This is a genomic window from Lachnoclostridium phytofermentans ISDg, from assembly GCF_000018685.1.
Taxonomy (GTDB): domain Bacteria; phylum Bacillota; class Clostridia; order Lachnospirales; family Lachnospiraceae; genus Lachnoclostridium; species Lachnoclostridium phytofermentans.
The window spans coordinates 2086177-2100343 of record NC_010001.1 but is presented as its reverse complement, the minus strand read 5'-3'; the positions used below and the strand labels follow the sequence as shown (position 1 = coordinate 2100343).

The 14167-nt window shown below is 34.1% G+C and carries 11 protein-coding genes; 4 read left to right on the top strand and 7 right to left on the bottom strand.

The genetic code is table 11. From position 1 onward, the window contains the following. Nucleotides 1-2 precede the first annotated feature (2 nt). From CPHY_RS08865 to CPHY_RS08845, 5 genes are all read right to left on the bottom strand, one after another. Entirely contained in the window at nt 3-926 is a 924-nt protein-coding gene (locus tag CPHY_RS08865; protein ID WP_012199735.1) for an ABC transporter permease, read from the bottom strand. Nucleotides 927-1122: 196 nt separating this feature from the next. Beyond that, nucleotides 1123-2679, bottom strand: a complete 1557-nt coding sequence (locus tag CPHY_RS08860) for an ABC transporter substrate-binding protein (protein ID WP_012199734.1) — start codon at nt 2677-2679, stop codon at nt 1123-1125. Between the two features lie 201 nt (nt 2680-2880). Continuing rightward, on the bottom strand, nt 2881-4773 hold the full coding sequence (locus CPHY_RS08855; protein ID WP_012199733.1) for an ADP-ribosylglycohydrolase family protein: 1893 nt from the start codon (nt 4771-4773) through the stop codon (nt 2881-2883). A gap of 344 nt (nt 4774-5117) precedes the next feature. After that, nucleotides 5118-7454: a helix-turn-helix domain-containing protein gene (locus CPHY_RS08850; RefSeq protein ID WP_012199732.1), complete on the bottom strand. Its 2337-nt coding sequence runs from the start codon at nt 7452-7454 to the stop codon at nt 5118-5120. Next, nucleotides 7429-8493: a hypothetical protein gene (locus CPHY_RS08845; RefSeq protein WP_012199731.1), complete on the bottom strand. Its 1065-nt coding sequence runs from the start codon at nt 8491-8493 to the stop codon at nt 7429-7431. Before CPHY_RS08845 ends, CPHY_RS08850 begins: the two co-directional genes overlap by 26 nt. Nucleotides 8494-9095: 602 nt before the next feature. Between CPHY_RS08845 and CPHY_RS08840 the strand changes: the two genes are divergently transcribed. The 4 genes from CPHY_RS08840 (at nt 9096) to CPHY_RS08830 (ending at nt 12323) form a co-directional block, all read left to right on the top strand. Then, nucleotides 9096-10175, top strand: a complete 1080-nt coding sequence (locus CPHY_RS08840; protein ID WP_012199730.1) for a lactonase family protein — start codon at nt 9096-9098, stop codon at nt 10173-10175. A gap of 316 nt (nt 10176-10491) precedes the next feature. Beyond that, complete coding sequence (locus CPHY_RS08835) at nt 10492-11565, top strand: lactonase family protein (protein WP_012199729.1); 1074 nt, start codon at nt 10492-10494, stop codon at nt 11563-11565. Between the two features lie 258 nt (nt 11566-11823). Then, on the top strand, nt 11824-11940 hold the full coding sequence (locus CPHY_RS22640; protein ID WP_012199728.1) for an aminotransferase class V-fold PLP-dependent enzyme: 117 nt from the start codon (nt 11824-11826) through the stop codon (nt 11938-11940). An 8-nt stretch (nt 11941-11948) separates the two neighbouring features. Continuing rightward, nucleotides 11949-12323 carry an aminotransferase class V-fold PLP-dependent enzyme gene (locus CPHY_RS08830; RefSeq protein WP_012199727.1) on the top strand — a complete coding sequence of 125 codons (375 nt, stop codon included), beginning with the start codon at nt 11949-11951 and terminating at the stop codon, nt 12321-12323. Nucleotides 12324-12369: 46 nt separating this feature from the next. Here CPHY_RS08830 and CPHY_RS08825 read toward each other — a convergent pair whose 3' ends face one another. Continuing rightward, the gene (locus CPHY_RS08825; protein ID WP_012199726.1) at nt 12370-12609 is read right to left on the bottom strand and encodes an alpha/beta fold hydrolase; all 240 of its coding nucleotides are present in this window, start codon (nt 12607-12609) and stop codon (nt 12370-12372) included. Between the two features lie 283 nt (nt 12610-12892). Continuing rightward, the gene (locus CPHY_RS08820) at nt 12893-14149 is read right to left on the bottom strand and encodes a condensation domain-containing protein (RefSeq protein WP_012199725.1); all 1257 of its coding nucleotides are present in this window, start codon (nt 14147-14149) and stop codon (nt 12893-12895) included. Nucleotides 14150-14167 lie beyond the last annotated feature (18 nt).

Genomic DNA, 14167 nt, shown 5'->3' with positions numbered 1-14167 from the left:
CACTATAATAGGGCTGCATCAGCATCTATTTTTTTTATTATTCTATTTGCAATAAGTATGGTAATACACCCAACTGTTGATTGAAAAGCACTTACTGCTGATGCCATCGGGATATCTCCCATTTGTCTTAAGGCTCTAAAGGCATATGTGTCTATAACATCTGTAACAGAGTAAAGTGCTCCTGCATTATTGGTTCCAAAATAATGTAATCCAAAATCACCTCTGAAAATATTACCTAACGAAAGTATAAAAAGAATAATAATTATTTTTTTCAACATTGGTAATGTAATATATTTTATCATTTGAATACCACCAGCTCCATCTAACTTAGCCGCTTCATAATAGGATGGGTCTATTCCAATGATTGTTGCATAATAAATTACCGTATTATACCCTACATATTTCCATATATTCATAAAAATCAATATAAAGGGCCAATATGCCTTTGTATTGTACCATCCTATGGTATTTCCACCAAGGGTACTAATGATTCTGTTCATTAACCCATATTGTGTATCTAAAAAAGATGTCATTAAATATCCCACTACGATCCATGAAATAAAATATGGTATAAACATAACTGTTTGGTATACTTTAATCCATCTTTTACTTAGCTCATTCATACAGATAGCAAATAGTACGGATATGCTGGTTCCAGCAATAAGATAAGCTGAATTATACAATAAAGTATTTCTCGTTATACGCCAGGCATCGGAAGATTTGAAGAAAAATTCAAAGTTTTTAAAACCATTCCAAGGACTATTTAGTATTCCTAAGCTATAATTATAATCTTTAAATGCAATAATAATTCCAAACATAGGTAGGTAACACATTACAATTAGTACGATTACTGCAGGTAAAGTTAATATGGTCAGTCCCCTATTTTTTTTCCACAATATCATTTCATTTTTTAAAAAGTCTTTCATTTTATCTCCTTTTTATAAGTAAAATTATCTTGATAACGAAACAAGATAATTGCTCACTCTACTGATAGAACCAAATATCAGCATTGCAAACTGCAAATAATCAATCCTTTTTTCATTCATTAATTCTTGCCTATAGACAGATAGTATTACTCTAATTATGTATCTAAAGTAATACTATCTTCTTTACCACCTAACTTTATTTAGCTGTATATCCCGTTGCTGTTTTCCATGCATCAATTTGTTTTTGTGTTTCTATTATAATTTTGTCAACTCCTGCTGCTTTTAATTTTTGATTAAACTCTTGTAACGTAGGATCAATATCAACTGCTCCTGTTTGAAGGCTTGGAGTATATTCTTTAATAATAGAGTTGCAATTTGCTATCTCTGTTTTAACAGGTTCCTCATTAAAGACAAAACCTTGAAACCCAGGAGCTTTTGCATTATTATTACGTTCTTTTTCTGTTTCTATGGAATCAACCGGCTGACCCTCAACCAAAAGTTTTAGTTGACAGTTAACATTCGTCCAATCGTCCAATCCAAACTCGTTTCCTTTGATCGGTGTATAATATACTAAATCTTTTGTATAGTTAACACCTTCCACTCCATAGCATAATAAATGTACTAACTCCGGATCTGAATGGGATAATTCTAGGAACATGGCTGCACGCTCAGGATTCTTAGAATTTTTCCCTATTGCCAATACGGATACCTGGGCTGCTGTTGCGGCTGTAAATGTCTCAGATGTAGGAATATACGCAATCTCTCCACCCCAAGGCTGCCAATAGCTTGGCATCTTTTCTACTCCAGTTCCGACACCAACATCTCCATAAACCGCACCTGCACGATTTAACAAAGGCGTCCAATTTGTTACAGTAGCAGCATCTGGATTTATGTATCCTTTTAAATACCAATCTCTCGCTAATTCCAGTCTTTCCTTATACTCTGCTGTTTCAAAAAAATTCAATGCCGTTAAATCATTATCTTCCATATCCGTACATGCAAAGTTATTAATATTCCATAACCCCATAGATACTTCTGCTGAATTTCCTGGAACCAATCCACTTACTCCGCATAATAACGGTATCATATCCGGATTATTTTTCTTTACTTGTTCAAGATAAGGTTCCAATCCTTCTACCCTAAGCGCCTCTCCCGGTGCAATTGTCTTGTTGGTATATTCCGTATTTAGTCCATATTTATCAGCAAATTCTTTACGTACCTGATATCCATTTTCTTTGGCATATCCTAATTGATTTGGCATTCCGTAAATTTTTCCGTTTACTCGTACTTGATCCCAGTATTGTCCCATGATTTCCCATGTTTTAGGGGCATATTGTTTAAATAACTCCTCGGATTCTAAGAACGCGCCTTTCATAGCATTGGTTCCATATCCAAACTCGCTCATTTGTGAAGTCCACATAATATCAACGTCATCACCTGATGCCACCTTAACATTCATTTTTTGACCATAAGATCCCCAGTCTATAACATTAATATTAATAGAAGCATTTATTTTTTCTTTTAAATATTCATTGATAGCTTTTTGAGCATCCTTTAATCCAGCTGGCACCTGTGCTGCCGGTACGTAGTAGTTTAATTCTACAAACTCCAAATCACTATTATTATTGCCACTTACTTCAGATACATTAGTACCTTTTGATGAATCCTGAACCCCCTTATTTCCTTGACACCCCACCATAGAAACTACTACCATAGCACTCATAAGAACTGATAACATTTTTCTTAATTTCATACTTTTTTCTCCTTTTTATTCGTATTCGTCCTTCTAGATAATACTTATCTTTTTCTCTTTCCCATATCATCCTCCTCACAAAAAATGAATTTGAGCTCGAATTTATGATATTAAATATTCCACAGTATTCCTAGTATTCATTTTCCAAATTTCTTCGATTTTTGGCTTTTTACCACTTTGAATTTTCGCTTATTATTCAAATTACAGTTTAGACTTAAAATCTACGTACCAACGTTTTCTATGAAAGTGTTCTCCTTCATACTTTCTAATCCCAAAACTAAATTTCAAGTTCTCTGTTCTCTTAAGCAATTTTAATACAACCTTATTCTCGCCCTTTCTTAGCTTGACAATCTCATAATTATTATATGGGGTCCACAATCGTATCTCATCTTTACTCAGTACCAGGTCATCATTAATCCAAATTTTAATACCATCATTGTTTCCTATTACCAACCATACCTCCCTTTCCTCTGGTGAGATAATTGTCTGCTCCAGATAAACACATCCCTGGCCTTTATAAGTAAGTGTTTCATCTAAACGCAGTAAATCTTCATATTCATTCATCGTAATATAATCTGATTTAAAAGCATCATCAAAGTTACTTTCCTCTATATAAGCCTTGTCCAGATATACCGCATTATTTACCATACACTCTAAAGTTGGTAGAATACATCCTTCACCATGCGGGGAAGGCAACCCCTCTCTATCTTCTTTTACAAGTTCCTCTGTAAAAGGTCCGATCGTTTTCCATATCATAGCTCCAGCAATTCCAAAATCTTTTTTATGCTTGCCTAGCTTTACGGTAATTATATTTGTATTATTAATCACATTAACCTTCTCATTTGTAGTGATATGAACAGTCAGTATAACAGTCTCACCACTTGGCACTTTTATGGCTTGTTCTCTAAAGTTTATATCCCAATCTTTTGGAACATTTTCAAAGTTTACAACATCTTCTATCATTTGGTCAGATTGATTGGTAATTTGTACATCAAATTCACAATGATCCATATACCCTATTGCCGGCTGCTGCCTATACAATACCTTAATTTCTAGCTCTTTTTTTATCTCTAATAATATTCTGGATATGATATCGTTAGGGATATTAATAATTTCACTGCCACCAATCTGCATCGCATTGATTCCAATTTCACAGGTTTCCTGAGCAAGCACTTTAATAGAACGATTACTGCTCTCTATCTCAATTCCTACTACAAAGGTGTCTCCTATTGCATTCTTCAGTTTTTCATCAATAGCCTGATATCCTATCATAATTCCGTAAATAGAAGCTGCCGTAGCACAGGTACAGTCCGTATCAAATCCACATCGAAAAGCAATATTAATGATTTTATCAAGATTGTTTTCTCCATACAGCAATGCGATAATAACAATTCCTAAGTTAGTAACAGCGTTCGTAAATTCATGATGACCGTATCTTTGCAGCATGCGTGTACGCGCTTTTATCCAATCTCTATTTCCTGAAAGGTAATATAAGATGACCTCTTCTACACATTTCCTACCTCTAGAAAGTTCTGGCAAATAGTGTAACTCTTCTCTTAATAAAGTTAGGATATCTGACTCAAAAAACGCACTTGCCTCTAGAGCTGCATAATATTGTTCAATCCAAACAGATTCGCCATAATGATCTATGCTTGAATCCATTTCAGCATACTTTGCTGCTATTTCTGGCTTCCCTGGAAAGCTCATTCCCCAAATTTCCGACCGTATAGGGGACCCTTCTCCTTCACAAAATAGAGGATTATTAAACTTCCCGCTTAAAGGTGGCATAATTCCTCTTTCATAATTTTTAAGAAAGATACCATATTCACTAAAGGGATACCAACACTGTTTATCCCAAGCATGAGCTAAATCCTCTGCTGTAATATAGAATCCTTTTTTTTGCAGTACCTCTAACCATAGTAGTTGTAAATCCAAATCATCATTTGGCAAATCTGTTCTTAACATTTCTTTATAGTCTTTGCATTCAATTAATTTCTTAAATCCCTCTACAGGTGCACCTGCCGCTCCTCCAAGGCATTTTCCTATCCAACCTCCATACACCTTATCAAAATACTTTTCATACGTAATATTCATTTTCTTCCTCCTATTCTTTTAAACACTTTAAGTTATAGTGATATTTCTATCATAGCTTCCATTGCGTTTCATTCCTACTATCTAATTTTTTCATTTCTCTGATTTTAAGTTTCTACTACTTTGAATTTTATTTATTTCTTTGATTCGTGTTTCCGTAGCAAAGTGAAAAGGGAAACCACCAACATTTTGTTGACAGTTTCCCTATTTATGTATAATGATAAAGCTTATTTATAAGCCCAGATGTTTTTCATTCAAGCAAAAGGCGTTTACAAATAGTTTGCCCTCTCTTTATACAGACATTATATATCTTGCATTTCTTGAAAGTTTATTGTAGCAGTACTCAATCAAAATTGTTTAAACTTCTTCTGTAATTGATATTGCTTCGGAGTACATCCAAAATATTTTTTGAATAAGGTGAAAAAATAACTTTGATTTACAAACCCTACACTATTAAAAATGTCATTTATACTATAATTCGTATTTTCCAATAACTCACAAGCGTATTTTAACCGAACCTTATTCACATATTCCGCTATCGAAACTTTCTCAACTAATTTAAATACCTTTCCGACATTACTATAAGAAAGCTTTAAAGTAGATGCAATCCACTCCTGGCTCAAATTAGGATCTTTATAATTCTCTTCAATAATTTGAATAATAGTACTTACTAACATGTTATTGGTGGTTGAAATATTCTCTTGTGGATTTTTATGAATATTGATATAAATTTCAATAAAAATTTCTTTAATTTCTTCCAAGCTAGCACTGTTAAATATATTCTTATTTAATATATTCATTTGCTTTATTTGTTCATTGAACTGCATTGGAAAGTTTATCTTAATAATCTTATAGAACAAAAAGCTTAAGTAGTTAATACTACTCATAATTTCACTATATTTCATGTTTTTAATCGTCTCAAATATTTCATTTATTTCTGTTCTGAATAACTCTTCCTTATCACTTATGAAAAGACCTTCTAATTTTTGCTCTTTCTGTAAAATAAACATTTCTTTATTTGATTCGAATATTTCTTCTAGCATTGATTCTTTGATCATACATTCATTTCCATAGATCAATTTATAACTTAATAAATGTAAAGCTTTTTTATAGCTTTTAGAAATATCGCTATAATTTTCTATTTTATCAGAAATTGCTGCTGATAGAGAGAATTCATAATAAGTAACAACTGTCTGCTGTATTTTTCTGACACATTCTTCTATTTGAGCTACTACTCCCTTTGTATCTTTTAGGCTGACTAAAACTACAAGGTTCTCCTCACCCATATCGACTATATTACAAGGAAATGATTCACCTATAACTTCTTGAGAAATATTTTCAATAGCATAGCGGTATATACGTTGATTTTCAATAGTATGTCTATTGAATTCTCCATTTTCATCGATATTTAGAATAATAATGATAAACTCTTCTAATAAATTGACATTCAATAATTCTTCTACATCATTTTTCTTCAACTCCTCTAAAGAGAGCATTTTACTTTCCATTAGGAGTCTTTTTATCCAATAACTTCTTATATATTTTTTAGAACTTTTTAAATCACTTTGTTGTATAGAAATCTGGGATACAGCATTTTCGTAGCTCTTTACAATAAAACCTAGTTCGTCTTCAATTTTTAAATCATTACTTATGTTTTTATTCTTATGGATAAATTGTTTTACCACTTTATTCACAGGCACATAAATATGTTTTGTAAAAATAAAAGCTAATCCTAAGGCTATTAAAATGATAGTAAATGTTATGGCGATAAATATTCCCGTAATTTTATATAACTGTGACATAAACACATTATAAGGCTGAATCGATATAATTTTCCATTTACACATTTCATTTTTTATGTAGGTGGCTTTATATTTTACATTATGTATATAAACATCAAAGTAGTCACTATTCTGAGGTTGATTCATTACTATATTTTTTAATTCATTTAAACTCTCATCTTTTACTAACTTTGCATCGGAACTATATAATTCCCCTTTATTATCCAATATAAATATTTCTTTTTCTTGATTTGCATCAGCTTTATTAATAATCTCTAAGTTATCGAATAACCATTCTGGTTTAATTAGAATACCAATCGTTGTTTGATTATCCGGAGTAATAAACTTCCAGTCCTTTAAGCCAAACAAAAACGCAGTATTCTTTTTACCGTCTTCCTCCAAATAGTCTAAAATAGCAAACTCTGCATATTCCTTCATATCATTGTTAATATATTTTTTAATGGCATTCGCCAATGGTTTATCATAGTTTTGAATGGAATATTCCGTAGAAGTTATCAAATCTAATTTGCTATTGTATATAATAATACTATCTGAGAACTCAAATGTATGGGTATAGGTGTTCAATTTGGTTCGTAACTTTATATAATCTAAACTATTTAAAAATTCTTTATCTTCAATATGCAAAAGCTTAACCAAATCCTCATCTTGGTAAATGTATAAGGCCAAATTTTTAGTCATTTCAAATAAATAATTTATTGTACTATTCGCTTGTGCCAACTCATTCATATTGGCAGAATTTTTCACATCTAAAATAGTTTTTTTCATCCCTATGTATGTAACAGTCGCATAGGTTAGTATTATTATAATTATCAGTGTTATAATACTAAAAAGTACTTTCTTAAAGAAACTATTATTCTTAAAGTTTTGATTTGTATTTTCCAATTTCTTTTCTCTCCTCATATTGTAATGAAATACCCACTTTATTCAGCTTTTCGAATTGTTTATAGTCAATTTTCTGGTCCAGTTTCTTTATGGCACCTAAAATCTGCTCAAAGCCTTTGTTATTCTTGAATAAAGTTATCTTTTCGACACGAACCGAATTTTCATTCCAAAACTTTATTTGAATATTACTTGTGTTTTTTCGTAGGATCTGCGGTGCATCCATGCGGGTTATACGAAATAGCCCCCGAACCTTATTTCCATTCAGGCATTCTTCAATTTCCTCTTTTGCCTCCTTACTATTTAAAAATGCCTCCTGTGTTCTCTCAGCTTCACTTATTTGTTGAATTTCCCTGCTATTATGGATAATTTCTCCGACCTTTGTAAACGGCATCCTGTTATCCTGATATACCCTCAGGTCCATACTAAGATAATAGAGAAAACCATCCATTGTTATTACAAAACCCGTTGTCTTTTGCAGCTTTCTATTTATTCTGGCTGCTCTTAAGATTATAATTCCGCTCCAAAATAATACAGTCGCAGCTGTTATGTAGGCCAATGTGTAATCTGGCGGCAACTGATCCGCCAAAACCGGTATGGATGCTAATGTTCCTACCATCATTATAATCCCCACAATATACCTTATCGTAACCAGCGGATGAATGTTTTCGCAAAGATATAGTGACTGAATCCGCTGCGGCTGTGACACATTATCAGGCACACTCGGTTTTTGAAACCGGATTGCAGCCGGAATCGGAGCCTTGTGCTGCGATATTGATTTTTTTGCTGGTATTTTCTTTGTCTTCCTTGTTTCCAAAATTAGCTTTATCTGCTCACTCCATTTTTTAAACTGCTTATAAACCAGACGGGAGCCGCCAACAGCAAAACACAAAAAATCAATTATAATAAAACCATAATACACATTTGAAAACATAATCGTAGAATCATCCGTAGAATTTTGATAAATCTGAGTGGTAACAACTACGATAAACAGCATTAACATGATTCCTATAATCGTAAAGATAGTACAAATTTTCTTCATTTTATGTCCATCCCTTTCATTTTTAAAGTACAATAGCAGGTAAAGCAAGTTGTGTCCTGACTTTTTATTACCATCCCAATAGAGCTACTTAACTTCTTTAATCCCTGCATTTCTTCCCTCCCTGTTCAAATCATACTATGTAAAATAAATTTATTTCCTCGCTTTTTGTGTCCTCTTTTGTAAACTCTATTTTACCGCAATAAAATTTTTCTTATCAAGTTCATTTGAGTTTGGAGTTGAGTTATTCCTTCCTGTATTTTAGCATAAGAAAAGAGGCTAAGTCTATAGTCATTGAAATCGACCTAAAAACTTAGCCTCTTTTAGTTTCTATATTTTTTTTTAATCCGATTATGTTAGGTGATGGGGAAAGTATATTTCTACAAAATACTCATGGTCCATACTTTTATGAAGCAATGCAAATCGATACTTTATTAGTAAATTAGTATAGAACTGGAGTGGACGCAATGAATACGGTTGCTATAGGTCAATAAATATTTTCGCATTTTAGTAAATAAATTGAATATATTGATACCAAGGAGACGTTAGCACCAAATTACGTACTTATCTTTTTAATAGCAAATCATTTAAGGAGTGGTTAAAAAATGTATGATACGATTGATTATCGGCATGGATACATGATTTACTCTACGTCGAATGCTGCTGATTATAATGAAGTTGTAGCCATTCGCCATGATTCTGGTGATAATTTTACATTTATTAAGGCTTATAAAACAGGCGGTAAAGGCACTGGAACCAAAACTGTTGATCCTCTTGGTTCACAGGGATCAATCATACTATCAGATGATGGACATTTCCTTTTCGTCGTGAACGCAGGCAGTAATAGTATCACTAGCTTCAAAATCACCGACTCGGGAACCCTGATTCTTGCAGACGTGAAGCAGTCCGATGGTTTCTTCCCAAAAAGCCTAACAACTCACCGTAATTTTCTCTATGTAGCAAATGCAGGCAATGGGAGCAGCATTGGCTCCAATATAACTGGTTTTCAGGTGGATGAAAACGGTAGGCTTACCGAAATCATTGACTCCACTAAATCATTGAGTTCAAAAAATGCCAGACCAACATGTATTGTCATCAATTATAATGGTAAAAAAATAGCGGTCTCCGAGCTGAACACTAACCTAATCAGTGTATTTACCGTTCAACCAGACGGATCCCTCACCGGTCCTATCGTCAGCAATTCTAGCGGGTCCGGACCTTTTGGCTCTGTTTTCTTAACAAATGAAATATTACTGGTTACGGAGGCTGGAACAAATGCATTATCTTCATACATAGTTAATCACAATGGTACACTTTCTGTAATCAGTTCATCCGTTTTGAATTTTCAGGCAGCTACCTGTTGGGTTGCAATATCTGAAGACGGACGTTTTGCTTATACTTCCAATGCTGGTACCCACACAATAACAACGTATGAAGTTGAATATGATGGACATGTGAGTGTTTCAAATATTATTTATAGCACGAAAGATGGGTCTAATGCACCAATTGATAGTGGCGTTTGTACCAACTACCTGTATGTACTCAATGGAAATGAGGGATCCATCAGCGTTTTCATTACTGGCCGAGAAGGCAAATTAATCCGAAAACAAGTTTTCAGCAATACACAACTTCCGAATTTAGGTTCACAAGGTTTGGCGATCCTATGCCTACCAAATAGAAATTAGATCGTCTGTTTATTGATTACATTTTTCTTAACACCACAACTACAGCCAATTTCCCTTCATTTCAATTACAATTTTATGGTGGTTTTTTAAAAAACATGTGGCCGCTCATTCTTCTTTTGGAGAATAAGCGGCCTCCTGCTATGTATGCGGTCGTATTTGGCGGTTGCCATTTGGATTCCATACTCTGGGAAATTGAGTATGATTGATTTCTTCGCATTTTTGTAGATATATCATATATTAATACTAAGATGAGACCTAACGCCAAATTGCGTACTTATCCTATTAATAATAAATCGTATAAAGGAGTGGTAAATAAATGTATGGTATGACAGACTGTAGGCATGAATACATGATTTATTCTATGTCGAATGCCGCTGATTGTAATGAAGTTGTGGCTATTCGTCAGGAATCCAGTAATAATTTTGCATTTATTAAGACTTACAAAACAGGCGGTAAAGGCACTGGAACCCAAACTGTTGATCCTCTTGGTTCACAGGGATCAATCATACTATCAGAAGACGGACATTTCCTTTTCGTCGTGAACGCAGGCAGCAATAGTATCACTAGCTTTAGAATCACCAACTCGGGAACCCTGATTCTTGCTGATGTGAAGCAATCTGGCGGCTTCTTGCCAATAAGCCTAACAACTCACCATAATTTTCTCTATGTGGCAAATGCAGGAAACGGGAGCAGCATTGCGTCCAATGTTACTGGTTTTCAAGTGGGCAAAAAAGGAAGGCTTACCGAAATCATAGGCTCTACTAAATTATTGAGTTCAATAAATGCCAAGCCAACATGCATTGTCATCAATTGTAACGGTAAAAAAATAGCAGTCTCCGAGCAAAACACTAACCTAATCAGTGTATTTACCGTTCAACCAGACGGAACTCTCACTGGCCCTATCGTCAGCAATTCCAGTGGCTCCGGACCTTTTGGCTCTGTTTTCTTAACAAATGAAATATTACTGGTTACGGAGGCCGGAACAAATGCATTATCATCTTACAAGGTTAATCATAATGGAACACTTTCTGTAATCAGTTCATCCGTTTTGAATTTTCAGACTGCTACTTGTTGGGTTGCACTATCTGAAAACGGACGTTTTTCCTATACTTCCAATGCTGGTGGCCATACTATAACAACGTATAAAGTTGAAAATAATGGACATCTGAGTGTTTCAAATATTATCTATAGTACGAAAGATGGGTCTGGTGCACCAATTGATAGTGGCGTTAGTTCCAACAATCTGTATGTACTCAATGGAAATGAGGGTTTCATCAGCGTTTTCCATAATGACCGTGATGGCAAACTAATCCGAACACAGGTTATCAGAGATACAGAACTGCCGAATTTGGGTTCACAAGGTTTGGCGATCCTATGCCTTACCAAATAATCGTCTGTTTATAATTACATTTCTTAGTACCAAAGAATACAGCCATTTTCCCTTAACTCAATCACAATTTGCCTGATATCATTTTCGCACACCTGTCAGGCAAATTGTGATCTTTATTTACTGCCAAGCTCATTTCTACAAAGTATTGGGTCTCATCCAAGTCCGATGTCTAAAGCCGCTAGCCGTTATTATTAGTACTACCTTACCTATAATCTTGCCGATGTAGCAAAAACTGCCCCTCAGTATGACGCAATAGATATGGAGTCATATAAAAAGCTGTTGTCTCCCAAAGTAAAAATTGTGGCTACCGCATATGTATCCAATTCTCTTGGTACAATAACGCCTATTAAGGAAATTGTTACTAAAGCGATATAGCAGGCGCTGTGGGACTAGGTGCTGCAGTGGATTATCTGCAGGATATAGGAATGGATAATATTGCGGAATATGAGCATAGGCTTTTTACGTATACTTCCGAAGCATTACGTAATGTTCCTGGTCTGTCTATCATAGGAACTGCCTCAGAAAAAGCTGGAGTCATTTCCTTTACGTTAAACGGTATTGCCACAGAATCCATCGGGCAGGTGCTTAATAAAGAAGGGATTGCTATCCGTACAGGCCATCATTGCTCTTTACCGATTTTAAGAAGATTTGGCATAGAGAGTACAGCTAGGATTTCATTAGCATTTTATAATACCTACAGAGAGATTGATGTACTGATAGATACTCTATGGAAACAAGTAACAAAGACGTATACTTAAATATAGTATTATGGTCTGCCGATTGACCTTCCGGTTTTGCATAGAATCAACCTTGTTCCATTAATTCATTATGGCTTAAGAATACAACAAACGTTACTAACACTTCATTAAATTCATCCTTTTGATCGTAGAAAGTTGCATGACCACTGTAATAGAACGGTATGAGCTTTGAATTTTTAATGCTTTCGTTTTGTATCTGACCAAGTTGAAATGGAACCACCTTATCATGAATACCGTGAATAATTAAAGTTGGAACATTTATTGTCTCTAAATCTGAAAACAGCACTTCATTGATAAAAATAATCCCTAAAAACCGAAAAAGCCCAGTATCACTGGACTTTCCGGCTCGTCAGAATTGTATCGATATTGACGTTTTGATTTGGTGAAGGTGAGAGGAGTCGAACCCCCTTTCAAAACCATATCCTCTAAAGCTTCTCAAAGGCTGTGAACATCACTTAGAATAGCTCTACTCTGATTTAGATGACTCATCAGTCTTATATTCACAAAATTTCTGAACTTGGTTTTTAAGTTCGTTAGCAAGATGCTGTATTGTTTTCTGACTATGTATTTTAGAACAATAGTGAATCTTTGCATATAATTATACCGTGACGCCCATTTAAAGTATACGATAAATTTATTTCATCTTGCTGTGTCCATTTTCTTATAGTCTCTGACCATGCTGCTAGAAGTTTATATTGTAGCTCTCCCGCATCTTTTAAATCATCAACTCGGCATAATAAGAATTCGTGTATTTTTTCGTAATCCATTATATTATCTCTCAGACTCCAGTTATACTCAGTTGGGATTATATTATCTGAATTGCAAGTCTGTTTCCAATAATCAATATCTGCTATGCATTCCTTATCAAAGGCGAATTTATTTACTATAGCACTCCATTGCTTCAGGGATGTAGTCTTTCTTTTCAATATATATTCATTCTTATTCACAACTACTGTTCTATAAATATCAATGAAATCCTCCATGAATTTACCTATGGAATAAGCATCGCCTAATACATGATGCCACATAACAAGTAATTTTCCGTAATCCTCATCTTCTTTATAAAAGGCAACCAATTTAAGAGGACACTGCGTAATATCCAGAGTTTCCTGATACTTTGCAAAAACAGGCTCTAAGTTATCTTCCTCTTTATATCTGATTAGTTCGATACAAGCACTCTCTTCAACTTCAGCGATATATTCTGTTATGTTTGAACCTTCAATTTTAAACCTATAGCGCAAGCCATCATGCTGCATAATAAGATACTTCAAAATATTTTTTAGAGTATCGTTGGTTGGCATTGGGTCCAAATCTAATAAACAGCTGAAATTCCATTGATTGATATGCTTTTTATGTAATATACTACAATGGAATGGCAAAGGGTCTGCAAAGCCAGCAGCCACTTCTTGTTCTGCGATAATAGCGCCTTCTTCTAATTCCGCTTTCCTAGCCAACTCAGCTATTGTTGGGTGTGAAAAGAAATATTCTGAAGAAATGTACAAATTTAATTTATTTAGTTGTATAACACATTCAAATACTGCAAGAGAGTCTCCCCCCATCTTAAAAAATGAAGTGTATATATCATAAACAGGTACATTTAGAACACTTTCCCAAACTTTTGCAATTTGAATCTCCAAGAGAGAAGATGGTTTTTCATGTTTTACGGTTTCCGGTTCATTTACTCTTATTATTTCTTTAGCAAATTGAACTTGGAATCTTTGCTTCTTACCACTTACAGTTTTGGGTATGCTATCAATAATAAATACATCAGACAGTTTACTGCCAGTATATGACTCAAATACTTTTTCAATTTCCTTACAAACCATTGGATTCTTTATATATAA

Bases quoted from the DNA above. Each gene is read 5' to 3' on its own strand.
- CPHY_RS08865 (WP_012199735.1), bottom strand. From the start codon at position 926: ATGAAAGACTTTTTAAAAAATGAAATGATATTGTGGAAAAAAAATAGG.
- CPHY_RS08860 (WP_012199734.1), bottom strand. From the start codon at position 2,679: ATGAAATTAAGAAAAATGTTATCAGTTCTTATGAGTGCTATGGTAGTA.
- CPHY_RS08855 (WP_012199733.1), bottom strand. From the start codon at position 4,773: ATGAATATTACGTATGAAAAGTATTTTGATAAGGTGTATGGAGGTTGG.
- CPHY_RS08845 (WP_012199731.1), bottom strand. From the start codon at position 8,493: ATGAAGAAAATTTGTACTATCTTTACGATTATAGGAATCATGTTAATG.
- CPHY_RS08840 (WP_012199730.1), top strand. From the start codon at position 9,096: ATGTATGATACGATTGATTATCGGCATGGATACATGATTTACTCTACG.
- CPHY_RS08835 (WP_012199729.1), top strand. From the start codon at position 10,492: ATGTATGGTATGACAGACTGTAGGCATGAATACATGATTTATTCTATG.
- CPHY_RS22640 (WP_012199728.1), top strand. From the start codon at position 11,824: ATGGAGTCATATAAAAAGCTGTTGTCTCCCAAAGTAAAAATTGTGGCT.
- CPHY_RS08820 (WP_012199725.1), bottom strand. From the start codon at position 14,149: ATGGTTTGTAAGGAAATTGAAAAAGTATTTGAGTCATATACTGGCAGT.